The 23,959-nt window shown below is 67.5% G+C and carries 18 protein-coding genes (1 of these 18 cut by a window edge); 10 read left to right on the top strand and 8 right to left on the bottom strand.

What is annotated here, in order from left to right:
• Window positions 1-184: 184 nt before the first annotated feature.
• Both GTH33_RS08260 and cobA read left to right on the top strand, forming a co-directional pair.
• On the top strand, window positions 185-2,779 hold the full coding sequence (locus GTH33_RS08260) for a nitrate reductase (RefSeq protein ID WP_163958007.1): 2,595 nt from the start codon (window positions 185-187) through the stop codon (window positions 2,777-2,779).
• The gene (gene cobA, locus GTH33_RS08255; protein WP_163958006.1) at window positions 2,769-3,572 is read left to right on the top strand and encodes a uroporphyrinogen-III C-methyltransferase; all 804 of its coding nucleotides are present in this window, start codon (window positions 2,769-2,771) and stop codon (window positions 3,570-3,572) included. Before GTH33_RS08260 ends, cobA begins: the two co-directional genes overlap by 11 nt.
• A gap of 3 nt (window positions 3,573-3,575) precedes the next feature.
• On the opposite strand, the gene GTH33_RS08250 is transcribed toward cobA, so the two are convergent.
• Window positions 3,576-4,121: a hypothetical protein gene (locus GTH33_RS08250; protein ID WP_163958005.1), complete on the bottom strand. Its 546-nt coding sequence runs from the start codon at window positions 4,119-4,121 to the stop codon at window positions 3,576-3,578.
• Window positions 4,122-4,364: 243 nt separating this feature from the next.
• Between GTH33_RS08250 and GTH33_RS08245 the strand changes: the two genes are divergently transcribed.
• Window positions 4,365-4,601, top strand: a complete 237-nt coding sequence (locus GTH33_RS08245) for a DUF3253 domain-containing protein (RefSeq protein WP_163958004.1) — start codon at window positions 4,365-4,367, stop codon at window positions 4,599-4,601.
• A gap of 48 nt (window positions 4,602-4,649) precedes the next feature.
• The gene (locus GTH33_RS08240; RefSeq protein ID WP_163958003.1) at window positions 4,650-4,940 is read left to right on the top strand and encodes a hypothetical protein; all 291 of its coding nucleotides are present in this window, start codon (window positions 4,650-4,652) and stop codon (window positions 4,938-4,940) included.
• 95 nt (window positions 4,941-5,035) lie between these two features.
• Here GTH33_RS08240 and GTH33_RS08235 read toward each other — a convergent pair whose 3' ends face one another.
• From GTH33_RS08235 to GTH33_RS08225, 3 genes are read right to left on the bottom strand one after another with little or no spacing between them, the layout of a single operon-like run.
• Window positions 5,036-5,770: a FadR/GntR family transcriptional regulator gene (locus GTH33_RS08235; protein WP_163958002.1), complete on the bottom strand. Its 735-nt coding sequence runs from the start codon at window positions 5,768-5,770 to the stop codon at window positions 5,036-5,038.
• Between the two features lie 30 nt (window positions 5,771-5,800).
• Window positions 5,801-7,108, bottom strand: coding sequence for a pectate lyase (gene pelA, locus GTH33_RS08230; protein WP_166753214.1), 1,308 nt, complete (start codon window positions 7,106-7,108; stop codon window positions 5,801-5,803).
• 19 nt (window positions 7,109-7,127) lie between these two features.
• The gene (locus tag GTH33_RS08225) at window positions 7,128-9,371 is read right to left on the bottom strand and encodes a glycoside hydrolase family 88 protein (RefSeq protein WP_208404201.1); all 2,244 of its coding nucleotides are present in this window, start codon (window positions 9,369-9,371) and stop codon (window positions 7,128-7,130) included.
• 110 nt (window positions 9,372-9,481) lie between these two features.
• On the opposite strand from GTH33_RS08225, the gene GTH33_RS08220 reads away from it, so the two are divergent.
• Window positions 9,482-10,861, top strand: coding sequence for a glycoside hydrolase family 28 protein (locus tag GTH33_RS08220; protein ID WP_163958000.1), 1,380 nt, complete (start codon window positions 9,482-9,484; stop codon window positions 10,859-10,861).
• Between the two features lie 71 nt (window positions 10,862-10,932).
• Here the strand turns inward: GTH33_RS08220 and GTH33_RS08215 are convergent, their stop codons facing one another.
• Window positions 10,933-13,755 (bottom strand): TonB-dependent receptor, encoded by a 2,823-nt coding sequence (locus GTH33_RS08215; RefSeq protein ID WP_166753215.1) that lies wholly within the window; start codon window positions 13,753-13,755, stop codon window positions 10,933-10,935.
• A gap of 198 nt (window positions 13,756-13,953) precedes the next feature.
• Here GTH33_RS08215 and GTH33_RS08210 point away from each other — a divergent pair, with 198 nt between their 5' ends.
• Both GTH33_RS08210 and GTH33_RS08205 read left to right on the top strand, forming a co-directional pair.
• Window positions 13,954-16,197 carry a hypothetical protein gene (locus GTH33_RS08210; protein ID WP_163957998.1) on the top strand — a complete coding sequence of 748 codons (2,244 nt, stop codon included), beginning with the start codon at window positions 13,954-13,956 and terminating at the stop codon, window positions 16,195-16,197.
• 10 nt (window positions 16,198-16,207) lie between these two features.
• A complete protein-coding gene (locus GTH33_RS08205; RefSeq protein ID WP_163957997.1) occupies window positions 16,208-17,524 on the top strand; it encodes an oligogalacturonate lyase family protein in 1,317 nt (438 codons plus the stop codon).
• Between the two features lie 68 nt (window positions 17,525-17,592).
• Here GTH33_RS08205 and GTH33_RS08200 read toward each other — a convergent pair whose 3' ends face one another.
• The gene (locus tag GTH33_RS08200) at window positions 17,593-18,273 is read right to left on the bottom strand and encodes a PAS domain-containing protein (protein ID WP_163957996.1); all 681 of its coding nucleotides are present in this window, start codon (window positions 18,271-18,273) and stop codon (window positions 17,593-17,595) included.
• A gap of 251 nt (window positions 18,274-18,524) precedes the next feature.
• Between GTH33_RS08200 and GTH33_RS08195 the strand changes: the two genes are divergently transcribed.
• On the top strand, window positions 18,525-18,689 hold the full coding sequence (locus GTH33_RS08195) for a hypothetical protein (protein WP_163957995.1): 165 nt from the start codon (window positions 18,525-18,527) through the stop codon (window positions 18,687-18,689).
• Between the two features lie 94 nt (window positions 18,690-18,783).
• Here GTH33_RS08195 and GTH33_RS08190 read toward each other — a convergent pair whose 3' ends face one another.
• The gene (locus GTH33_RS08190; RefSeq protein ID WP_163957994.1) at window positions 18,784-19,809 is read right to left on the bottom strand and encodes a hypothetical protein; all 1,026 of its coding nucleotides are present in this window, start codon (window positions 19,807-19,809) and stop codon (window positions 18,784-18,786) included.
• Window positions 19,809-20,327 (bottom strand): hypothetical protein, encoded by a 519-nt coding sequence (locus tag GTH33_RS08185; protein WP_163957993.1) that lies wholly within the window; start codon window positions 20,325-20,327, stop codon window positions 19,809-19,811. The genes GTH33_RS08190 and GTH33_RS08185 overlap by 1 nt, the downstream gene beginning before the upstream one ends.
• A gap of 681 nt (window positions 20,328-21,008) precedes the next feature.
• On the opposite strand from GTH33_RS08185, the gene GTH33_RS08180 reads away from it, so the two are divergent.
• Entirely contained in the window at window positions 21,009-23,111 is a 2,103-nt protein-coding gene (locus GTH33_RS08180) for a beta-galactosidase (protein ID WP_163957992.1), read from the top strand.
• A gap of 80 nt (window positions 23,112-23,191) precedes the next feature.
• Window positions 23,192-23,959, top strand: partial view of a glycoside hydrolase family protein gene (locus tag GTH33_RS08175; RefSeq protein ID WP_163957991.1) — the 5' portion only. Its footprint extends 444 nt past the window's final position; the window shows 768 of its 1,212 coding nt (coding positions 1-768); it begins with the start codon at window positions 23,192-23,194; its stop codon lies beyond the right edge, outside the window.

Raw genomic sequence — 23,959 nt, 5'->3', positions numbered from 1 at the left:
CTCCCCCATCTCCTCCGTCACCCCGGACTCATTCCGGGGTCCACTCCGCGGCGGGGCGACCCATTCGAGCCTCGTGTCCAGCCGTTGCGGCACGGTGGACCTCGGAACGGGGCCGGGCTGACGACGTCTGCGAGGCAGGTTCACAACAAGCTCTCATGCGCAATTCTTCGAAAGCGAATGGGCTTTGACAGGCATCCGCACCACCTGCGCCTATTGCGGCGTCGGCTGCGGCATCTTGGCCACCCCGACGGGCGCGCGTACCGCGACCATCGCCGGCGATCCCGACCACCCCGCCAACCGCGGTCGCCTGTGTTCCAAGGGCACGCACCTCGGCGAGACGATCGGCCTCGACCAGCGCCTGCTGACACCGATGATCGGCCGGCGCCGCGCATCGTGGGACAAGGCGCTCGACCTCGTCGCCAAACGCTTTCGCGACACCATCGCACAACACGGGCCGAACAGCGTCGCCTTCTACGTCTCCGGCCAGTTGCTGACCGAGGACTATTATGTCGCCAACAAGCTGATGAAGGGCTTCATCGGCTCGGCCAATATCGACACCAATTCGCGGCTCTGCATGTCGAGCGCGGTCGCCGGCCATGTCCGTGCATTCGGTGAAGACATCGTGCCGGCGCGCTACGAGGACCTCGACGCTGCCGACCTGATCGTATTGGTCGGCAGCAATACCGCCTGGTGCCACCCGATCGTCTATCAGCGCATCCAGGCCGCCCGCGCCGCGCGGGGGACGACATTGGTCGTCATCGATCCGCGCCGGACTGAGACGGCGGACGAGGCGGATCTGCACCTGGCGATCCGCCCCGGCACCGATGTCGCGCTGATGCACGGCCTGCTGGCCTGGGCGCGTGCCGCGGGCGTGGTCGACGATGCCTTCCTCGCCGCCCATGTCGCGACGCCGGCCGGTTTCTGGGACGGGTTCGAAGAGGGCAGCGATCTATGGTCGACCGCGCGCACCTGCGATGTGGCGCCGGACGACCTCCGGCGCTTCTTCGACCTGTTCGCCGCGACGCCCCGTACCGTCACGATCTTCAGCCAGGGCGTGAACCAGTCGCTCGCCGGCACCGATCAGGTCAATGCGATCCTCAACGTCCATCTCGCGACCGGCCGCATCGGCAAGCCCGGCGCGGCACCGTTCTCGATCACCGGACAGCCCAATGCGATGGGCGGACGCGAGGTCGGCGGCCTCGCCACGACGCTCGCCGCGCACATGGACTTCGCACCCGACAATGTCGCGCGCGTCGGCCGCTTCTGGGCGGCGCCCAACATGGCGACCAGACCGGGGCTGAAGGCGATCGACCTGTTCCGCGAGCTTGGCCACGGCCGGATCAAGGCATTGTGGGTGATGGCGACCAATCCGGCCGTGTCCATGCCGGATGCGGGCGGGGTGCGCGAGGCGCTGGCGCGCTGCCCGTTCGTCGTGGTCAGCGACGTGATCGCCGACACCGACACCAGCGTCCATGCGCACGTGCGCCTGCCCGCCGCCGCCTGGGGCGAGAAGGACGGCACCGTCACCAATTCCGATCGCACGATCAGCCGCCAGCGCGCCTTCCTGCCGCTGCCCGGCGACGCGAGGCCGGACTGGTGGATCGTGACGCAGGTCGCCCGGCGGATGGGGTGGAAGACCGCCTTCGCCTATGATCGGCCTGCCGAGATCTGGCGTGAACATTGCCGTCTGTCGGCCTATGAAAACGACGGGTCGCGGCTGTTCGCCTTGCCCGGGCACGCCGCGGGCGGCAATGCCGCCTATGACGCGATGCAGCCGTTCCGATGGGGCGGCACGCCGTTTGCCGACGGCCGCTTTCCAACGCCCGACGGGCGTGCGCGACTGGTGCCGGTGACGCAAAAGCCGCTTGTCGCGCCGCTGGCGGAATGGCCGATGACGCTCAACACCGGCCGCTACCGCGACCAGTGGCACAGCATGACCCGCACCGGCCTGTCGCCCAGGCTCGCCCGCCATCGCGAAGAACCGCTGGTCGAGGTGCATCCCGACGACGCCGCACGGCTTGCGCTGCAAGACGGCGGCCTCGCCCGTGTCGCGACGGCGCAGGGCGACAGCCTGTTCCGGGTCGCGGTCGTCGCGACGCAGCGCGCCGGCGAATTGTTCACGCCGATCCACTGGACCGATCGCACCGCGACCGGCGGGCGCACCGGCCTGCTGCCGCGACCGCTCGCCGATCCGATTTCCGGCCAGCCCGGTTTCAAATCGACCCCGGCGCGGATCGCCCCGGTCGCCACCGCCTGGCGCGGCTTCGTCATCGTCGCCGGCGAACTCGCCGCGCGGCCCGCCTGCCTGTGGGCGACCCGCATCGCCGTGCCGTGCGGCACTGCGTGGGACCTGGCGGGCAACGGCGATGCCGCGCGGCTCGACGCGCTGTTGCCGGCGGGCGAGCGGCTGGAGGCGATCGATGGGGCCCGTGGCACCCGGCGCATCGCCATCCTCCAGCACGGACGGCTGGCGGCCGCGCTGTTTGTCACCCGCGACGGCAAGTTGCCGCCGCGCGACTGGCTGGTCGCACAGCTGGCGGAGGCGCAGGCGGCCCCGACGCTGCTTGCCGGCCGCGCGCCGGGCAAGCAGGTCGACCGCGGCCCGATCGTCTGCGCCTGTTTCGACGTGGGGCTGGCGACGATCCTCGCCGCCATCGCCGAACGCCGGCTGACCGACGTCGCCGCGATCGGCACCGCCCTGAAGGCGGGCACCAATTGCGGCTCGTGCCGCCCCGCGCTCGCCAAGCTCTTGCAGGAAGGCTCCACCCATGCCGCATGACGCCATCGCCCCCGGCACCGTCTGGCTCGTCGGCGCCGGACCCGGCGATCCCGACCTGCTGACCCGCAAGGCCGAACGGCTGATCCAGGCGGCGGACATCGTCTTCTACGATGCGTTGGTCGGTCCCGGCGTGCTCGACCTGCTCCCGGCGGGCGTCGAGCGGATCGGCGTCGGCAAACGATCCGGCCGCCATTCGAAGGATCAGGGCACGATCGACAACCTGATCGTCGCCGCCGCCCGCGCCGGCAAGCGCGTGGTGCGCCTGAAGGGCGGCGATCCATCCGTATTCGGCCGGTCGACGGAGGAGATACGGGCCTGTGCCGCGGCCGGCATCGCCGTCCACGTCTGCCCCGGCATCACCGCGGCAAGCGCGGCGGCGGCATCCGGCACGCTGTCGCTGACGTTGCGCGGGCTGGCCCGATCGCTGACCTTCGTCACCGCGCATGCCCGGCAGGGCGAACCGCTGGACCTCGACTGGACCGCGCTCGCCCGTCCCGATGCGACGCTCGCGGTCTATATGGGCCGCGCCGCGGCGGGCGAGATCGCGCGCAAACTGATGCAAGCGGGCCTTGCCGCGGACACGCCGGTGGTCATCGCGGTCAACGTCTCGCTGCCCGACGAACGGCTGATCCGCGGTCGGCTGGATGCCTTGTCGTTCCTTGTGCGCGCGATCGGCAGCACGGATCCCGCCCTGCTGCTGATCGGTGCGGCGATGGCCCCTTCGGCAGAGGTGCCATCGCCATCGCCATCGCCATCGTCATCGACGGTGACGGCGCACGCGCTGACCGGATGAGCGTCAGGGGATCGACACCGGACCTGCCGCCTGCCGGGGAAATTGCGCCATCACCGCATCGGCCAGCGTCTGCGCGACCAGATCGATCCCGCCCGTCCGGTTACCGGTGACCCGTGCGGTGACGGCACTGCCCGACCATACCGGCCGGGCATCGCCACGGCGGGAGAGGACGACCTTCAATTCGGTCACCACCAGGTCGCTCAATCGCTCGCCTCCGGGGGACAAAGCGACGCTGACGCTGCCGTTCAGGTTCGCCAGCGGCGGCGGAGCGGGGCGGCCTTCGGCGGCGACGACCCCGCGGGATGTCCGCGTCACCGTGACGCTCGCCGCGTATCGACCGTGTCCCTGGCCCGGCAGCGGCGTGAACCGCGCTCGCAACATCGCCCGTTGCACCGCATCGTCGAAGACGCGCGCCGCCTCGCTCGACAGTGCCGGTCCCGCAGCGGGGGCGATGGCGACCGTTCCCGGCGCCAGCGTCGCCGCAGCGGGCGGGCTGTCCGTGCCGGCCACGATCGCCGCAACCGCGGCCAGCCCTTCCAGAATGAGCATCGAATACACTCTCTTCCGACAAAAACGCGTCGGCACCAACGGCCATTCCGCAGGTTCATACCGGGCAACGCCCTTCGCCCCCATCGGCTCCGGTCACCCGCATCGCGGCAGCGTTCGGCGGCCTTTACGGTAGTGCGCCGGCACGGGACAGCCGCCGGTGGGCGAACCACCAGCCCGATCATCGATCAGGCGGCGAGCCTTTCGGAGCTTGACGGGATGGCGCGTCGGGCCGACGCGGTCCGGATGACCGACCCGAGGACCGCGGCGCTGTCCCTGCTCGCGCGCCGCGCACCGGATGCGACGATCTGCCCGAGCGAGGTGGCGCGCGCGATCGCGCCGGACTGGCGCAGCGCGATGGCTGCGGTCCACGCCGCGATCGACGAACTGGTGCAAGACGGGCTGGTGCGACTGAGCTGGAAAGGGCAACCGCTGGCAACGCGATCGGGACCGTACAGGATCGCGCGTCGCGACGGCGATTGAGCCCGCCCCCCCTCCCGCAACCGCGATGCCCCCGCTAATGCGTGGGGCATGGCGAGGAAGAAACGCTACCTGACCGCGACGATGGCGGATGGTTATGTGAAGACGATCGGCCCGACCAGCGCGCCGTTCACGCATTACTGGCGCATCGTCGCGCACCTGCACGACGGCAAGACCGAGGTGTTCTGGGGCCATGCCGCTTCCGCAAAGGAGGCAGCGGCCAAACAGGCGCTGACGCAACAGGCGGCAAAACGATACGGGTGGAAGCGTTTCGATTTCGAGGTGGTCGCGCTCACCGAACACGGACCATTGCCAACGCCGGGTGCCGGTCGCGGTCCTTAGACCGTGCCGCGAATGACGCCCGCCACCCGGGGGTTCGGCGCCTTCGTTGGCATTGGACCGGTATCATGACCGACGGCGACGTCGCATGGCCGCGATCAGCCCGCCTCGATCACCCCTTCGTCGGCAGCGCTCTGCTTCAGGGCATTGTATCGCTCGTAGCTTTTTTCCATGTGCCGCCGTGCGGCGCGGCCAGCCTGCGTGCGGTTCTGCGCGTGTATGGCTTCGTAGATCGCCATGTGATCCTTGTTGATCGACTTCGCATAGGCGGCGTGGGAACGGGGACTGTCGGTCCGCAGGTACAGGCGTCGCGACGGCACCAGGCGGATCCCCAGAAAGTCGGTGAACCGCAGGTAATAGGGATTGCCCGTGGCCCTCGCGATGGCGGCGTGGAACGCGCTGTCGGCGGCGACGGACGCATCCATATCCGTGCTGCGCGCCATCTGATCCATGCAGGCACGCATCGCGGCGAGATCGTCCTCGGTGCGGCGTTGCGCGGCGATCGACGCCATCTCCGCCTCGAAACCGGTCCGCATCTCGAGCAGGCGGAGTACGTCGTCGAGTTCGCGCAACTCTGCCGCCGTGACCTGAAACGCCTGATAGCGCGCCCCTTCCGCGACATAGGCGCCCGATCCGCGCCGCGATTCGAGCAGGCCGCGGGCCGCCAGCCGGGCGAACGCCTCTCGCACCACGGTCCGGCTGACACCGAAGTCGGTCGTGATCGTCATCTCGGTGGGGAAGCGCTCGCCGGGCTTGAGCGTGCCGGACAGGATCTTCGCCTCGAACTGACCCACCAGATCATCGGCGAGCGATGCGGCCTTGGTGATCTTCATCGTTCGCTCACATCCCTCCAGGGCGGCCGGTCAAGACGCTACGCCGTTGCGGCTCGCCCATCCGACATACGCGTCCAGCGCCCGTTGGGGAACGGTGACCCACCAATTATAGCCGTTGCGGCGCCCGACCGAGATGAAGTTGACGTCGTCGTGGATCGATTTGTCCTTGTCGCCGAAGATCGGCCGTTGTGTCGCCACGTCATAGTTGCGCGACCACAAGGCACCGCCGCCCGGGCGGGGAAAGAATTTGCGCCCCTCGTCGCCGACCCGTTCCCAGGCGTGATCGTAGACCGCGCGCGCCTTCAGCCAGGCGATGCCACTGGTCACCGCGGTCTTGATCGCCGGGCCGGGGTTGGGCTGTTGCATCAGGAACAACAGCACGTCCGTCGTCTCGCCGCTGGCGATGGAGCGCGGTTCGTAGTTGCGGGCAGAGATCGGCGCGAGGGTCAGCGGGTCCACCTGTTGCGGCCAGCCCGTCAGCTGGCCGCCGGTCCGCACCTGTGCACGCAGGATCAGGTCGACGCCGCGCTTCACCGCCGCCGCGGACCGGGTGCGCAGGTCCGCGGACACGAAGCGGTAGGCCGGTTCGGTGGCGATCGCCTGCAGCAGCAATGCCGCTTCCGCCATCGCATTGTCGTTGAACGTGATACCGTCGTGGAAGCCCCCCTCCAGCGGATATATCTGTGGCCAGCCGCCGTTGGGATATTGCGCCGCCAGCAGATAGCGGACGCCTTTCGTGAAGCTCGCACGATACCGATCGCCGTCGCGACCGGGCAAGGTCGCCGCCACCTTTGCCAGGAAGCGCATTTCCGTCCACGTCGCATCGTTGTCGAGCGTGCCGACGAAGGTCCAGTAGCGGTCCTCCGGCGCGTCGAAGTTGGACCGGTCGGGATCCATCGTCTCGGCATCGTTGGCATAGCGCTGGCCCGGCAGACGGGGTGGACCGGCACGGTTCTGGTTCTTGCTCCAGCCGCCGGCCGGGGTCTGGAAACTGACGATGGTATCGGCGGTGCTGCGCGCGACGGGACCGGCGTACCAGGCGGCATCGCGGTCCAGCGGCATGTTGTACTGACCACCACCGACCGCCTTGGGTGGAGGTGGCGGGGTCTGGCCCGGCTTCAGCTCGGCCGGCAGGCTGGCGCGATCGGCGGCGCGCTGCCGCTGCGACCGGCGCAGATAGTCCGTCCAGGCGGCCTGCTGCGCCTTCGGCAACGCGGCGATGCGATCGGCGGTCAGCGACTGCGCCGGCGTGTTCCGGCCGATCACCTTGGCGCTTGCCGGTGCGCCGGACAGCGCGATCGGTGTGATGGCCAATGCGAGCCACGACAGACGGGACATGCTCTCTCTCCTGTTGTTCTTAACGACCGGCATCGAAATCGAACCGGGTTCCCGCGACCAGCGCGTCCCAGTCCGCGGCGCTGCGCACGTCCAGCCCGCGATCCCAACCGTAGCCGGTGTAATATGCGAAGGGCGTGCCGGGCTGGACCCTGACCAGCATCAGGTAATTGTCCGCATCCTGCGCGAAGCCGACGACCGTGGCCGGATCGGCGGCGACGGTGATCGAAACCGCGCCATGGCCGGGATCGGCGGGTTCGTGGAAGGTCAGGCGACCGTTCGCCTGATCGCGGACGACGCGGCCCGTGCCGGCGGCGGTCTTGCGCTTGCCGATACCGATGCCGACGACCAGCGGTTGCTTGCTATCGTCGGAACCGAGCGTCGAGACCATGCGGGTGAAATGCGATCCCATGGGCAGCGCGAAACTGCGCGTTTCCCAGACGCGGCGGACGACGTCGACCGGCCACGGCTTGTACGTCACCTCGAACCGCGCGACCTTGCCGCCGGTGTCGAGCACGCGGTGCGTCGCCCAGTTGCGCGACGTCCACAGCTTGTTGCCGTACCATATGCCGAGCGCCCCTGCCCCACGGCTGCCGCCCACGTCGTAGAAGTCGAGGCCCTCGCCGCGGTCGACGTGATAGTTGGGAAACCGCAACTGGCGCTGCATGAACGGCCAGCGCACGCGCTTGCCCCACACGTCGATGCCCGAGCCGGACGGCGGCTCCTTGGCTTCCAGCGCGGGACCGTAGATGCGCAACGCGACCTTGTCGTTTTCCCACAGGATATCGTCGAGCCGTTCCGGCGCATAATGGACGATCGCGCGCGGACGGGCGGCATCGCCGGTAGGGGGCGTCAACGGTTCGATCGTCGCGGGACGGCCGAGGACGGCGGGGTCGTAGGCGAGCGCCGCCGTGGCCGTCATTTCCGCCGCGCGCCGGGCGCGCTCCGCGTCGCCGGTGACGGTCCGCGGCGCCGGCGGTTGCGGCGTGGTGCTGGCGATGACCTGTTCACTGTCCGCCTGCGGCTGGGGGACGGGCAAGGCCGCGGCGCCCCTGGCGAGGTCGGCGACCTCCATCGCCGTCAGCAGATAGGCGCCCGTACCATACAGGCCGACATCGGTGGCGGCGGTCGCGACCGGCTGGTCGCCCGTCTTCTGCACCGCACCGAGCAATCCCGACGGCAACACATGCCGGTTGAGCGCCGCCCAGCCACGCGTCACCGCGGGGACGTAGCGATTCCGCGGCAACAGGCCGTGGTTGACGCCCCACGCGATACCGTAGAGCAGCAGGCCCGACCCCGACGTCTCCGGTTCCGGGAATGCCGCCGGGTCGAGCAGGCTGGCGCGCCACAGCCCGTCCCGGCCCTGCAATTCGGCCGTGCGCGCGGCGAGCTGGCGGAACAGGTCGAGATAATAATTGCGACCGGCGAAGTCGGCCGGCATCGCCTCGATCGTGCGGGCGAGTCCGGCGAGCACCCAGCCGTTGCCGCGCGACCAGAACACCGGCGCACCATTGGCGGACGTCCGGTCGAGGAACCGTGCGTCGCGGAAGAACAGGCGCTGCTGCTTGTCCCAGAGCAGCCCGGCGGTCCGCCGCCATTCCCTGTCCATCGCGATCAGATATTTGGGATCGCCGGTGATCGCCGACATCCGTGCCATCACCGGTGGCGCCATGAAGAGGGCATCGCACCACCACCACACCAGCGCCGGCGTCTCTTCGGTCCGCATCAGGTGGGGGATCGAATAGTCGAGCCGTTGCTGGAGCGGCATCAGCACCCCGTCCTGCCGCCGCCGTGCATACAGTTCCTGATACAGGTCGCCGATCGCGATATCGTCGGCGTTCAGCATCGTCTTGCCCGACCGCGCGCCGCGCATCGCGTAATTGTAATGTTCGGCGGTCGCCGTGAGGAAGCGCAGGGTTTCGGGCTGCGAAGACACGCGCGCCAGGCGTGCGGCACCGACGTAGAAGGTCGCGGCGACCCAGTTGGAGGCGGCGGAATCCAGCGCCCCGCCCGTCGACAGCGGCAGCGGATGGCGCGCCATGTCGGCGATCTGCGCCGCAGCGACGTAATCCGCCGCGCGCAGCACCGCGGCTCGATCGGGAATACGATCCGGCGCGAAGACGAGATTGGGCCGGGCGGGCACGACCTGCCATGCCGGTTCCATGCCGAACGTCGGCGCACCCTGCGCCGCCACGCCGGCGGGCAGCGCGAACGCCACGGTCGCCGCGCCCGCCGCGGCCATCGTCAACCGCTTGATCGATCGCATCGATTCCCCCCTCCTCATGATCGTTTTCGCGCTTCCGTCTCTAGGCCAGCTGGTAAAGTTGTGCAACAACTTGGGACAGGAACCCGATCCTGATCCCGAGAGGAATGCCGATGCCGCGACCCGAATTCACCCGACGGACGCTCGTCGCGGCAGGCCTCGCCCTGCCCTTGCTGCCGGCCCGCCTCCTTGCCGCCGCGCGGGTGATCGATCCCGCTGATCATGGCGCGGTGGGCGATGGCGATGCGATCGAGACGCGCGCGATCCAGGCGGCGATCGATGCGGCGGCACGCGCCGGCGGCGGTACCGTGCGGCTGCGTCCCGGCGTCTATCGATCCGGCGCGCTGTTCGTCGCATCGGGCGTGACGCTCGACGTGGCGCGCGGCGCGACGTTGCGCGGGGTCGGCGACATCGCCGCCTACCCGATGATGCCGACCCGCGTCGCGGGGATCGAGATGCCGTGGCCGGCCGCGCTGGTGAACCTGTATCGCGTGCGCGATGCGCGGGTGACCGGCGAAGGCATCATCGACGGTGATGGCAAGGTCTTCTGGGATTCCTACTGGCGGATGCGACGGGCCTACGATCCCAGGGGATTGCGCTGGGCGGCCGACTACGACTGCCGCCGGCCGCGCCTGATCCAGGTGTTCGACTGCGATCGCGTCCGCGTCGATGGACTGATGCTGACGCGATCGGGATTCTGGACCGTCCACGTCTGCTATTCGCGCGATGTCACCGTCGCCGACCTGACGATCCGAAACAACATCGGCGGCCGCGGCCCCTCTACCGATGGCGTCGACATCGATTCCTCTGAACGGGTGCGGGTGGAACGATGCGATATTTCGGTCAACGACGATGCGCTCTGCATCAAGGCCGGGCGCGACTGGGATGGCCTGCGCGTCGCCCGCCCCTGCCGCGACGTGACGATCCGTGACTGCGTCGTGCGCGATGCACTCGCCGGCATGACCTTCGGCAGCGAAACGTCCGGCGGGTTTCGCAACATCGATATCGCCGGCCTGACGATAATGCACCCGGTGCCCATCGGCATCTTCTTCAAGTCGGGCTCGACGCGCGGTGGCACCATCCGCGATATCCGCATCGCCGACGTTGTGATGCAGGATGTCGCGACGCTGTTTCAGGTCAATCTCAACTGGTACCCCAACTACAGCTACGCCAAGATTCCCGCCGGGCTGGCGACGGTGCCGCCGCATTATCGCGCACTCGCCACGCCGGTCCCGCGCGACAAGGGCCTGCCGCACATCAGCGGGGTATCGATCGACAACGTCCGTGCGGTCGGCGGCAAGATCGCCTTTCAGGCCGCGGCCTATCCCGATGCGCCCCTGGACAGCTTCACGTTCCGCAAGCTGCGCCTTGACGTGCGCGAGGGCGGCGAGATCGCCGATGCGCGGAACTGGCGGTTCGAGGATTGCACGATCGATACGCTCGACGGGACGCCGCCCGCATTGCTGCGATCCACAGGCGTCACCGGCCTGTGAGGTAAAGGGTGAGGAAAAAGGTGCGGAGCGTGATCCACGCTCCGCACCAGACCGACGCCGACCGGGGGAGGTCAGTAGCGCCAACGCAGACCGAACAGGATTTCGCGGCCGAAGTGACGATAGTTGGACACGCGGTCCGTCACGTCGGCATACCTGTCGGAATAGGTATCGGTCAGGTTCACGCCCTCCAGCGTCAGGCTGAATTTTGGCGTGAGGTCGTAGCGGATCGCGGCATCGATGTTCGTCGCGCCCTTGATCCCCTCTTCGGTGTTGCCATTGCCGCCGGGGAACGACACCAGATATGCGTCGCGATAGGCGGCCGAAACGCGGGCGCTGAACCCCTTCACCTCATAATACAGTGTCGCATTGAACAGGTTTTTAGACTGGCCGGTCAATCGGTTATACAGCGGGTCTGCCACGGTTCGGTAATTTACGCGGCTGTCGACGTAGGTGTAGTTTCCGATGAAGCCGAGGTTATCGAACGGAGCGGGCAGAAATTTGAACGGTTGTTGATATTGGAACTCGACACCCTTCAGCGTGCCGCCGGTGCCGTTGATGTTGCGCGTCACCTGGAAGATCTGGTCCGGCGACGACGGCGTGCCGACGAGCAGCGAGTCCGGCAGGCCCAGTTCGCGATAGGGCAGGAACGAAATGTCGCTGGCGATGAACGAATCGATCTTCTTGTAGAATACCGCGACGGCGAGCAGCGATTCCGGTGCGAAATACCATTCGGCGGCCAGGTCGACGTTCTTCGCGCGGAACGGTTCGAGCAGCGGGTTGCCGTAGGAGATCGTCTGGCCCGAGGTGTTGAGCGAGCCGCCCGGCGTCAGGTTGCTGAGCGTCGGGCGCGACATCACCTTGGCGACGCCGAAGCGGAACACCAGCCGGTCGGTCGCATCCAGCGCCAGGTTCGCCGACGGCAGCCAATCCTCGTATTTGTTGTCGACGGTCACATAGGTCGTGTTGAGGAAGCCCGAAGACGCCGTTTCGGTTCGCGCATAGCGCAGGCCGACGTTGCCGCGCAGCGTCGTGCCGCCGAACGGCTGCGCGAAGTCTAGCTGTGCGTAGGCGCCGGTATCCGTCTCCGACACTTCACGAAAGCCGTTGTAGGTCGGGACCAGCGGGAAGTTCTTGTACAGCCCGATAGCCTCGGTCGTCTTCCAGATGTCCGGCGTGATGTAGCTGAGGTCGGCGCCGTTCGGGATCGCTAGCTTGCCATCGAGACTGGCGAGCTTGCCGATGTTGCCGACGCTGACGATCTGCTCGGCGGCACTGAGCACGCGGTTGCGCTGGCGCCCGAAGCTGTTGAAGCCATAGCCGCGCCGCTCGCCGCCGAGCTTCAGCTCGAACACGTCGTCGAACTTGTAGGCGACGGCCGCCGCTGCGGACTCGAGATCGTAGATGGCCCCGCCTTCGCTGGCGCGCACTTCGGTCAGGGTGAATTTCGACGGATCGGTGACGTCGAACCCGTATTTGATCAGCGGCAAGCGATCGTTGTTGCGGAAATCATAGGTGTAGCCGTTCACGTTGTTGACGTCGAACTGGTACGAGATCGACGTCGGCGTCAGCGCCTCCGCCTTCGACTTGCCGAGCTTCAGCTGGCCGCGAAACTTGTCGCTGAACTGGTGCCGTGCGTTCAGCGAGACCTGCGTGAAGCGGCTCTCGTTGCGGTCGAAGCCGTTTTCCGAACGGACGTCGACACGATCGAACACGCCATAGGAAATGACGTTCTTTTCGCGATCGATCTCGTAATCCCGCACGATCGTTTCGCGCACGCCGGTCGCCGTCGAGCGGCTGAACGAGATCGCCTCGATGTTGGGGCTTTCGAATTCCTGGTTGAAGCGGGAATGCAGCGCGTCGATCGACACTTCGGTGCGATCGCTCGGCTTCCACTGCAACGAGGCGGTGATGCCCATGCGATCTTCGGAAAACTGGCCGAACGTGTAGCGCGGAATGCGCGGATAGAAGGCGTTGAGCACTTCGGCGCGCTGGGCGGGTGTGGCGCAGATCGTGCAGCCGGCGAAGTTCGCATTGGTGCCATAGGCCTGCGCGGAACTGCCGGCCTGCCAGCGGGTGGTGTTGAAGCTTTCCGAGGTCGGTTTCCGTTCGGAATAGGCCAGCGAGATCAGGCCGCCCCAGGTCTGGTCGTCGTTCGTCCAGCTGACCAGACCGGCGATGCGCGGCAGCACCTTCTTCGACAGATCGTTATACGACCCCTGCGTCGACAGCGCGGCATCGAATCCCGCCTTGAAATCGAGCGGACGACCGGTCTGGAGGTCGACGGTGGCGCCGAGCGAGCCTTCCTCGATTTCCGCCGACTGCGTCTTGCGCACGGTGACGCTGTTGAACAATTCGGACGCGAAGATCGAAAAGTCGAAGCCGCGGCTGCGATTGCCGCCGACCGCCGCCTGCGCCTCCAGCCCGTTGATGCGGACGCGGGTGAAGTCAGCACTGAGACCGCGCACGCTGATCGTGCGCCCCTGCCCCGCATCACGCTCGATCGTCACGCCGGGCAGACGCTGAATCGATTCGGCGAGATTGAGGTCGGGGAAGTCCGCCATGTCTTCGGCCAGGATCGCATCCACCGCGCCGGCTTCGGTCTTCTTGACGTTCAGCGCCTTTTGCAGGCTCGACCGGAAACCGGTGACGATGATCTCCTGACCCCCTTCCTGACTGGCATCGCCCTCGGCAACGCCGTCACTCTGGACCGGGGCGCCGGCGGCGACCGGCTGTTCCTGCGACGGGGATGTGGACGGCGGCGCGATCTGCGATGTCGGCGGTGATACGGCCTCGGGGGGCGTCGTCGTCTGCGCCGCGACGGCACCGGCGATCAGCAGCGCGGATGTTGAAACCGTCGCCCTGAACGACGCGCGCATACCCTGTCGAATCGTCATAATCCTCTCACCCCATTCGGTTTTTGCTACCGGTGTCATCAATGCAATTGCCTCAAGACGACGGCGAGTTGCAATACAAATTGTGGCTAACACCCAATTTTTCTATCAGTGTCGTTGACCCAAGTTGAATGACAAGTTACCTCCAATGTCATGGAGAGGGTTGCTATGGGTAAGGTCCGGTCCCGCCCGAAAGCGGCGATGATCCGGCGGTCCATCGTGTTCGCCGCGCTCCTGCCGCTCGCGGCCGTATCGGTCGCTACCGCGGAGCCGATCGACCGCGAGGCGCTGGTACGACGGCATGCGATCGCCATCGCCAAGGCCGATCCGCATGCGCCAGTCATGCTGGGCAACGGCGAACTGGGCTTCACCGCGGACATCACCGGGTTGCAGACGTTTCCGGCCCTGTATTCCGAACTGGCGCCGCTGCTGACCATGGCGCAATGGGGTTGGCACAGCTTCCCCAATCCCAAGGGCTATACCGAACGCGACGGGCTGACGATGGTCCCCGTGCCCGGCCGCGGCGATCAACCCTATCCCTGGATGCGCGCGTGGAGCGATGCGGAGACGAATCCGGCATTCACCTGGCTGCGCGCCAACCCGCATCGCGTGTCGCTGGGCCGCATCGCGCTGTCGGTCGGTGGCAGGCCGGCGGATATCGCGCGTATCACGGACACCCGGCAGACGCTGGACATGTGGACCGGCACGCTGACCAGCCGTTTCCGGTACGACGGCCAGCCCGTCGAGGTGCGGACGCGGGTGCTGCCCGGCGTGGATGCCGTTGCGGTGGAGGTGACATCGCCGCTGGTCGCGCGCGGGGCGCTGGGCGTGTCGGTGGCGTGGCCGGGCGTGGCACCGGCGATCAACCCCGATCCTTCGAACTGGACGCCGCGTGCGGGCGAGGCGACGCGGGTGTTGGCGCACGCGCCGGGAGAATGGCGGATCGAGCGGCGGCTGGATGCGACGCGCTACTGGTCGACGGTGCGGTCAGACGGTCGGATCGCACAGGCCGCGGACGGCCGCCTGACCGTGCATGGCAAGGCGGCGACACTGCATACCGTTGTCGCCTTCAGCCAGCAGTCGACGGCCATACGCCTGCCGCGCTTCGCGGCGATGCCGGCTGCGGTCGCCGCGCATTGGCGGCGGTTCTGGACGAGCGGCGCGGCGGTCGATTTCACCGGCAGCAGCGACCCGCGCGCCGCGGAACTCGAACGCCGGGTCGTGCTGTCGCAATATCTGTCCGCGATCAACGGATCGGGGACGCTGCCGCCGCAGGAGGAGGGGCTGTTTTCGAACAGCTGGTTCGGCAAGTTCCATCTTGAAATGCACCCCTGGCACAGCGGATGGCAGGCGGCCTGGGGCCATCCCGAGTTGCTCGAGCGCAGCATGGGCTGGTACCTGCGCACCCTGCCCTCCGCCCGTGCGGAGGCGGCGCGCCATCGGGTGAAGGGCGCCTGGTGGCCGAAGATGGTCGGGCCGGGGGGGCGCAACAGCCCCAGCCTGATCTCTCCGTTCATCATGTGGCAGCAGCCGCATCCGATCCTGCTGGCCGAATTGATCCGCCGTGCCGGCAGGGACCACGCGGCGATCGACCGATATGCCCCGCTGGTCGAGGCGACGGCGGAGGTGCTGGCGAGCTGGCCGACCTGCGACGCCGCGGTCTGCCACCTCGGCCCGCCGCTGATCCCGGCGCAGGAGAATTACGATCCGCTGACGACCCGCGATCCGGTGTTCGAACTCGAATATTTCCGCTGGGCGCTGGGCGTGGCGCAGGAGTGGCGGACACGGCGCGGATTGCCGCGGCGGGCGGACTGGGACGGGGTGATCGCACGGCTGGCGGCGCCACCGAAGCGGGATGGATTGTACCTGCCGGTGGCGTCCGTCCCCGATTTCTGGCGCGTCGCCATGTCGGATCGCTGCCGGCGGCACGCCGAGCCGGACGGATGCCGGAACCGGGACCACCCCTCGTTCCTGATGGCCTATGGCTTCATCCCCGGCACGCGGATCGACCGGGCGACGATGGGCCGGACGTTGCAGGCGGTCGAGGCAAACTGGGACATGCGCCAGACCTGGGGCTGGGACTATCCGATGATCGCAATGACCGCGGCGCGGCTGGGGCAACCGGACAAGGCGGTCGACTGGCTGTTCGCGCCCGGCCGCAACAACCAATGGGGACCGACGGGCATGACGCCGCGCGTCCACCTCGATGCGCATGCCGAGGGGCTGGTACCGAAATCCGGCGGTGCCGGCGGTGTCGCGATGGCGAAAAACCCCGACGGCCCCGGCTATGCACGTGCCGCGGAGACCTATTTCCCCTCGAACGGTGCGTTGCTGATGGCGGTCGGGCTGATGGCGGGCGGCTGGGATGGCGCGGATCGCCCCGCCCCCGGCTTTCCGCAGCGCGGCTGGCGCGTGCGGGCCGAGGGCTTCACCCCCCTCCCCTGAACCTGGAGCGATGATGAGCGGATCGACACGACGCGAATTCCTCGGCGCGGCGGCAGCGGCAGGCGGCACCGCGGCAATCGGGCAGGTGCCGGCAGGCACTCCGCCACGCGACTGGACCGATCCCCGGACCGGGCACCGCATCGTCCGCCTGTCGGGCGACGAGGGCGGCAACAAGCTGTACTTCTATCGCAACAGCTTCACGCCGCAGGGTGACCTGATGGTCATGTCGAGCCCGCGCGGCATCGTGCTGGTCGACCTGAAGACTCATGCCCGCCGCATCCTGGTGGCCGACCCGCGCGCCGATCTGATGTTCACCGCACGCCGGTCGCGCACCGTCTTCTACAGCGTGTCCGATCCGGGGACGGGTCAGCCGACCGACCGGCCGCGCACCTTTTTCGCGGTGGACGTCGATAGCGGCCGCACCCGCCGGATCGCGCGGATCGAGGCGGGGCAGGTCGGCGCCGTCAACGCCGACGACACGCTGTTCGTCGGCACCGTCGCCTATGGCGATGCACCCTTGCAGCCCGACGTGCCCGACCCGCGCAATCGCCGCTTCGGCCAGGCCGAATATGCCGCAGTGGGTCCGGACGGACGCCCGCTCAACTTCGCCAAGGCGAAAGGGGTGCGCATGCTGCAACGCTGGGCGGCGCGGGTACCGATGGAATTGTTCGTCATCGACCTCAAGACCGGGCAACGCCGCGTCATCCACCGTGCGCAGGACTGGTTGAACCATCCGCAATTCTCGCCGACCGATCCCGGCCAGATCATCTTTTCGCACGAAGGGCCCTGGCATCGCGTCACCCGCATGTGGCGCATCCGCACCGACGGCAGCGGACTGGCGGCGACGCACCGGCGGACGATGAATATGGAGATCTGGGGCCACGAATTCTTCAGCCCGGACGGCAAGTGGTTGTGGTACGATCTCCAGACCCCCCGCGGACAGGTATTCTGGGTCGCCGGCCTGGACCTGGCGACCGGGCGGCGGCTGTGGCGGCGGGTCGGCCAGAACGACTGGTCGGTGCATTTCAACGTGTCCCCCGACCAGCGCCGTTTTGCGGGCGACGGCGGCGATGCCGACATGGTGGCTCACGCCAAAGACGGGAAATGGATCGTCCTGTTCACCCCGGAACAGATCGTCGACGGCGAAACGCAAGCCTATGATCCGGACCTGGTGACGCCCGAATATATGCGGTCGACGCGACTGGTCGACATGTCCGCGCACGATTATCGTCTGGAGCCGAACGTGACGTTCACGCCGGACGGCAAGCAGATCGTCTTCGGATCAAATATGCATGGCGCCAATCACGTCTACAGCGTGGCGATTTGAGATAGAGGAGCCGTCTTTGCCTGAAGCAGGGCCGGCGCCCGTTGATCGTCCGCCCGGATGCTGCGCGTTCATGCCTGTTGATGCTCGGCGACCAGCAGGATGGATTCCGGAACGTCATAGACCGCCGACAGCATGGCTTCGATCCGGCCCAGGCCGTCCTGGGTCAGCAGGATGGCCTGGGGAGGACCCGCGCCGATCTGCACCAGGCCGCGCTTTTCCAGCAGCGTGAGCCAACGCATTGCCGTCGCCGCGGCAAGGTTTGCGAATTCGGCGATCTCGGCAAGCTCGACATTCCTTCCCTCCGCTTCCGCCAGATAGATGCCGATGAGCAGGGACCCCACCGGGTCGGTACACAGGTCCTCTCCGAACAGGCGCATGCGGGCGATGTGGACATGGCGGATGCGCAACGCCGCCTCCCATAGGCGGGCGGGCGGCAGTGCGCGCCCGTGGTCGCGCCAGAACAGGGTGCTGACGAGCCTGTCGGGATCGGAAAACCGCGTGACGAACAGGTTGGCGGCGATGCTGCTGCCGTCGGCGCGGATGTAGCGTTTCTGCAAGCGTACCGGTGCCGCGCCGTCTTCGAGAACCGCGAGCATGCGTTTGCTGCGCTCGACGTCGCGGGGATCGGTGACGGCCTGAAACGACAGGCCGACGATATCGGCCTGGTCGCGCTGCAGCAATTCGCAAAACCCCCTGTCGCCCGCCAGGATGATGCCATCCACGGTCGATACACAATGAGCCGACGGCATCGTAACCCCTTCGTCATGGTGCATCGTCAATCTAGGGGAAAATCGCGGATCATCAATGCATCACGCTCGATCGTGTCGCAGTCGCATATGGTCCGCGCCGGACCCGCCAGCGCACCGTTCTGGCGACCGTGCGGTGGGCCGAGGCATGACGGCTTTTTCATGCGCTCGTTCAGTTCCGGTTTCGAAACCTCTGATATCGTCGGCCGACCGCTTCACGACCGCTGACGGTCCCGTTTGATCGAGACGATGGCATGACACGGGAACAACCGTCCGAGCAGTTGAAAGAGGTCGTCGCATTGCTGGTGCGGGCCCTGGCCATCGCCGACGAGAGCCATTGCACGCTGGTGGCAGCGCATATCGAAATGGCGATAGCCGCCGCCCGGAACGAAAGCGGCATTGCCGGACACGACGACTGATACCGCCGGCCACCGGCGCCGGACCGGGCATGACGCGTTAGTACCGCGGAGCTGCTGCCGATCGCCCCGCGTTCAATCGGCAGCGCACATTCCCCTAGTTGGATAGCGGCACGGTGGATGGCCCGGCATCGGGGTTCGGTCTCACCGCAATCATGGTGCTGTCCGCGTCGAACAGCACGTCGAAGGCATAGAAGGGCAGCGTCCCTGCGTGCACGACCGTCTGACTGCCGGCCTCCGGCTGGAAGCTGGTGTTGGCGCCATGGGCCTGATCGCCCGTCACGAAACCGACGACCGGCGATCGCCCGCCCTGTGCCGGGTCCAGCAGCAGGCGCGCACGCCGCCCCGGCTGCCATGCCGGCGGCCGATCGGCGTGAAGGACGGTGATCCCCGGCGCTCCTGTATCGAACAACGTCGGACCGCACGCCTGCCGGGCGCCGGGCAGCGCCAGCGCCACGCAGCCCGCAACGGTGCCATGGGCATTGGCCGCACCGGCACGCAGCGGGACGAAGCCGGCCGTATCGCGGGCATCCGGGTTGAGGATCAGGGTGCCGCCGCCGCCGCCCCGCTGCGGCAGATGGACGATCCAGCGATGGACGCCCATGCGCGGCAGCGGGTTGCCGACGCGGCCCGCATCCAGCCGGATGCCGATGATCGCCGGGAACCCCTGCCCCGCCTGCCCCGATCCCATCAGGCCGTAATCCGCGGGCGCCAGGTGCGATGCGGGGCAATCTGGCTTTCGGGCGTTGCACCCGACCCGGTCGACCGCCTGCACCGTCACCATGCTGCGTGCACCACCGATCGCCACGTCGGCGCGCGCCTGATGCCCGTCGAGCAACACGCCGCTGCCGTAGTCATAGCGTTCCGGTTCGCCGCCCGGCGCGATCCGGGCGAGCGCCGCCGCGCGCGGCAACAGGCGCAATCCCGTCGATCCGGTATCGAGGCCGGCCAGCATCGGCGTGCCGTTCACGACCACCTCGATCGCATAGCGCGGCGTACCGATCGGCCGGATATCGACCTCGCGTATCGGCACCACACTGCGCGGGGCCGATTGTGCCGCTACCGCAGGCGCGAGGACGACGGCGGCGATGCCGGCGAGCGCGACCGACGCGACCCGGCCCATCACGACCGTTTCGCCCGCATCGCCGCGATCGCGGGCTTCGATCCGGCGAGCGCCCTGGCAACGAGGCGCCCGTTCGGCGAGTCCGGATGCGCGACATAGTCTTCGGACCAGCTGCCGATGGCGGCGTTGGAAAAGCCCAGCGCCGCCAGCCTGTCGCCCACGCCGCGGGCCGTCATCGCCCGCTTCGCGTCGGCACGTCCCATCGTCCTGGGGTCGGGATCGAGGCGATAGTCGCCGTGACCCAGCGCGGCGCCGGGGCGGCAATTGGTGAGCCGTACGACCTGCACGGCGCCACGCATGCGCGGTATACACGAGCCCCCATGCGTGCAGTACGACGCCCCGTTGGCGTCGCGCCGCAGGATCGTCACCGGCAGCAGCTTGCCCGCGTCCCAGCGATTGCCCAGATCGTCCGTCACCGGCTGCAGCACCCGCACCATGCATTCGGGGACGGTCGCCGCATCGGCAGCCCCAGCCATGGTCAGCGCCGCCAGCGCGATGCAAAATGAAGCAGTCTTCATCCGGCCTTCTCCTGTTCGACCGGAGAAATACGCACGGCGCGCCACTTGGCGCCCTAAGCAACCGTGATCCGCGTAAATTTTCCCGCCGGCTTGCCTGCCCGCCGGCAGCGGTGATTGCGCGATGTAGCAATATGGCAACCGTCATGGACGCGGGCGGGGGGACGTAGGCTCGGCGCTCACTGATGAGCGGTCCAACGACATCGCGTAGCCACCGCCGAAAGCCCCGCGTCGACGTGGGAGCACGTGCGCCGTTACTGACCCAGGACATTCAACCGCACGGGTCACCTATCATATGTCGTGTCGACGCCGATGAGCCAGCCGCCTCGCAGCTTCCGTCCGGCGGGGATGCCTTGGCTGGTCTTTCGCGCCTGCGCGGTCGATCGCCTGGCTGACCTGCAACGTGCGTCCGGTCGGACCGTCGACGGCGCGTGATGCTGTCCTCGGCTCCCTCGATTGCGATCCTTGGCACCAACCCTGGGCTCGGCCTTGTTGTTGACAGATTGGCCATGCGCCTTCGGTATTCTTGTCCTACATCATCCGACCACCTCATTCCTTGCTCACTGCGGAGTAGCGGACGGATATGCGCCAGGGCGGCCGTCCTGACCCGTTCGGCCACGAATAAGTCACTTCCCCTCTTTCTTCATCTTGATCTATATAGTCCGACAAATAGGAGAGAACGGGATGGGGATTGGCATAAGGATGGGGCTGCTCGCGGCGGCCCTGACCATGAGCGGGGCGACGCGGGCGCAACTGCCCGACACGATCCTCTATGGCGTTGCCTATTATGACGAATATACGCCGGTGGATCGCGTCGACGAAGACGCGCGGATGATGAAGGCGGCTGGCATATCCGTCGTGCGGATCGCCGAATCGACCTGGGGCACGCTCGAGCCGCAACCGGGCGTCTTCGATTTTCGCCACGTCGACCGGATGCTGGCCGCGATGCACCGGCAGGGGATCAAGGTGATCGTGGGCACGCCGACCTATGCCATTCCCACCTGGCTGGCGCGCCAGCATCCCAATGTCCTGGTGGTCCAGCCGAACGGGGTCCGTGCGCAGTACGGACCGCGGCAGAACATGGACATCAGCGACCCCGACTATCGCGCTGCCGCCGAACGGGTGATCGTCGCGCTGGTCGATCATGTGAAGGATCATCCCGCGGTCATCGGCTACCAGCTCGACAACGAGACCAAGGCCTACAACACCAGCGGTCCCAACGTGCAGGCGGCGTTCGTCGCCGAGATGAAGCGCAAATGGCCCAGCCTCGATGCGCTGAACGCGGCCTGGGGACTGAACTACTGGAGCAACCGGATCACTCGGTGGGAGGATTTCCCGTCCACCAACGCATCGATCAATGCCAGCATGTCGAACGCCTTCGCCGAATTCCAGCGCGGGCTCGTCACCGATTTCCTGACGTGGCAGGCGAAGCTGGTGCGCGCGCACGCGAAGCCGGGCCAGTTCATGACGCAGAACTTCGACTTGGGCTGGCGGGGCCATTCGTACGGCATCCAGCCCGAGGTCGATCACTGGAAATCGGCGCGACCGCTCGATATCGCCGGAATCGACATCTATCACCCCAGCCAGGACTTGCTGACCGGGACCGAGATCGCGTTCGGCGGCGATGTGTCCCGCTCGATGCGCAACGGCCAGAACTATCTCGTGCTGGAAACGGAGGCACAGGGTTTCCCGAACTGGACGCCCTATCCGGGGCAGTTGCGGTTGCAGGCCTTCAGCCATCTCGCGTCCGGCGCGCAGATGGTCGAATATTGGCATTGGGCGACCACGGCGAATGCCATCGAAACCTATTGGCGGGGGCTGCTGACGCAGGATTACAAGCCCAACCCGGTCTATGACGAGGCGAGCACGATCGGCGCAGAGCTGAAGCGGCTTGGCCCCAAGCTGGCGGGTATGACCAAGCACAACCGGGTCGCGATCTACGTCAGCAACCGGGCGCTGAGCGCCTTCGACGCGTTCAGGCCGAGCGGCGTCGATTACAATCAGGTCGTCCGCCCGTTCTACGACGCCTTCTACCGGATGAACGTGGAAATGGACATCGTGTCGCCGGATTCGACCGCGAGGCTCGACGACTACGACCTGATCGTCGTGCCGGCGCTGTACGCGGCGAGCGATGCGGAAATCGGCCGGCTGAACGATTATGCGCGGCGCGGCGGGCACCTGCTCTACACCTTCAAGAGCGGCTTCGCCGACGAGAACACCAAGGTCCGCTATGCGACCCAGCCGGGGGCGATCGCCGAGGCGGCGGGGGTGCGCTACCAGCTGTTCGCGACGCCGGAGAACGTCTCGCTCGACGGCGATCCATTCGGTGTCGGCCCCGGCGACAACCGGATCCGCTGGTGGATGGAAATGCTGACCCCGACGACCGCCAAGGTGGTGGCCCGCTACAGCCATCCGTCGTGGCCCGCCGGCGCCGCGATGACCCGCAACGCCTGGGGAAAAGGCGAGGTCACCTATGTCGGCTTCATGCCGAGCGACGCCATGGTCGAGAAGATCGTCGCGGGCGAGGTCGCGCGAGCCGGCGTCCAGCCGACGATGCCCGGCGTCCGATACCCGATCATCGTCCGGGGCGGGACGCTGAAGGACGGGAAGGACGTGCGCTATATCCTCAACTATTCGGCGACGGCGCAGCAGGTGACGGTCCCGGGCGGGGGGACCGAATTGCTGGGCGGGCGCACGATCACCGCCGGCCAGCGGATTGCCCTTCCCGCATGGGGGGTCGCCATCGTCGAGCAGGAGGGAAAGCTTGCCCGCCGCGAACCGAAATAGGTCGGACACGCGATCCTAGACGCCGCGAATACCGGAACGCCGGCCAAACCGGCGGCATACAGATGGGGAGTTTTGACCTGATGAACCTGCGTTCGATACGCCGCTTGCCCGTCGGTCCGGCGATGACGTCGGGTATTGCCGCCATCGCGATGCTCTTCACGCCCCTCGCCGCCGCAGGGCAGTCGGGTCCGGTCGCGTCGCCGGTTCGCGAGCCGGTGCCGGTAATCGGCCCGAAGGCGTTCATCGACTATTTCATGCCGACACCGGTGCTTCGCCCGCTCAGCGCGACCGCCTGGGGCGCTCGCGAGGTCGGCCGGCGTGACGTCGCCAACGGTCTGGAAGACGCCACCATGAAGCGGTGGAATTACTGGGACGGCCCGATCCTTCGCGGACGCGATGGCCGCTACCGCATGTTCGCCAGCCGTTGGGATCAGGCGGATGGACACGGCGCATGGCCGCGTTCGAACGCCGTCATCGCGATCAGCGACGCGCTGCTCGGCCCCTATCGCGACCAGGGCCTCGCCTGGCCCGCCGATCGTGGCGGCATGGGGCATAACATCACGCCGTTGCGCCTGCCGGACGGGCGCTATGCCGTCGTCGCCAGCGAGACGCGGACCGGCGACGTGTTCGTATCGGCGACGATCGACGGCCCCTGGCGTCGGCTAGGAACCATCACGGTCGACCAGAGCGGTGTCGCTTCGCTGGAAACCCCCGGCGATATGCCGGATCATGGCACGCCGAAGCCCTGGCACGGATCGAACATCAGCCTGATCGTCCGGCCCGACGGGGCGTTCGAGATCATCCAGCGCTCCGGCCAGATACTCGTCAGTCGCACCGGGATACTGGGT

The organism is Sphingomonas insulae, assembly GCF_010450875.1.
In the GTDB taxonomy this organism is placed as follows: domain Bacteria; phylum Pseudomonadota; class Alphaproteobacteria; order Sphingomonadales; family Sphingomonadaceae; genus Sphingomonas; species Sphingomonas insulae.
The sequence above is the reverse complement of the archived record's forward strand: the minus strand, read 5'-3'. Positions and strand labels throughout refer to the sequence as shown.

Coding starts and splice junctions, on each gene's coding strand:
- cobA (WP_163958006.1), top strand. CDS start 2,769: ATGCCGCATGACGCCATCGCCCCCGGCACCGTCTGGCTCGTCGGCGCC.
- GTH33_RS08250 (WP_163958005.1), bottom strand. CDS start 4,121: ATGCTCATTCTGGAAGGGCTGGCCGCGGTTGCGGCGATCGTGGCCGGC.
- GTH33_RS08245 (WP_163958004.1), top strand. CDS start 4,365: ATGACCGACCCGAGGACCGCGGCGCTGTCCCTGCTCGCGCGCCGCGCA.
- GTH33_RS08240 (WP_163958003.1), top strand. CDS start 4,650: ATGGCGAGGAAGAAACGCTACCTGACCGCGACGATGGCGGATGGTTAT.
- GTH33_RS08235 (WP_163958002.1), bottom strand. CDS start 5,770: ATGAAGATCACCAAGGCCGCATCGCTCGCCGATGATCTGGTGGGTCAG.
- pelA (WP_166753214.1), bottom strand. CDS start 7,108: ATGTCCCGTCTGTCGTGGCTCGCATTGGCCATCACACCGATCGCGCTG.
- GTH33_RS08225 (WP_208404201.1), bottom strand. CDS start 9,371: ATGCGATCGATCAAGCGGTTGACGATGGCCGCGGCGGGCGCGGCGACC.
- GTH33_RS08220 (WP_163958000.1), top strand. CDS start 9,482: ATGCCGCGACCCGAATTCACCCGACGGACGCTCGTCGCGGCAGGCCTC.
- GTH33_RS08215 (WP_166753215.1), bottom strand. CDS start 13,755: ATGACGATTCGACAGGGTATGCGCGCGTCGTTCAGGGCGACGGTTTCA.
- GTH33_RS08210 (WP_163957998.1), top strand. CDS start 13,954: ATGATCCGGCGGTCCATCGTGTTCGCCGCGCTCCTGCCGCTCGCGGCC.
- GTH33_RS08205 (WP_163957997.1), top strand. CDS start 16,208: ATGATGAGCGGATCGACACGACGCGAATTCCTCGGCGCGGCGGCAGCG.
- GTH33_RS08200 (WP_163957996.1), bottom strand. CDS start 18,273: ATGCCGTCGGCTCATTGTGTATCGACCGTGGATGGCATCATCCTGGCG.
- GTH33_RS08195 (WP_163957995.1), top strand. CDS start 18,525: ATGACACGGGAACAACCGTCCGAGCAGTTGAAAGAGGTCGTCGCATTG.
- GTH33_RS08190 (WP_163957994.1), bottom strand. CDS start 19,809: ATGGGCCGGGTCGCGTCGGTCGCGCTCGCCGGCATCGCCGCCGTCGTC.
- GTH33_RS08185 (WP_163957993.1), bottom strand. CDS start 20,327: ATGAAGACTGCTTCATTTTGCATCGCGCTGGCGGCGCTGACCATGGCT.
- GTH33_RS08180 (WP_163957992.1), top strand. CDS start 21,009: ATGGGGATTGGCATAAGGATGGGGCTGCTCGCGGCGGCCCTGACCATG.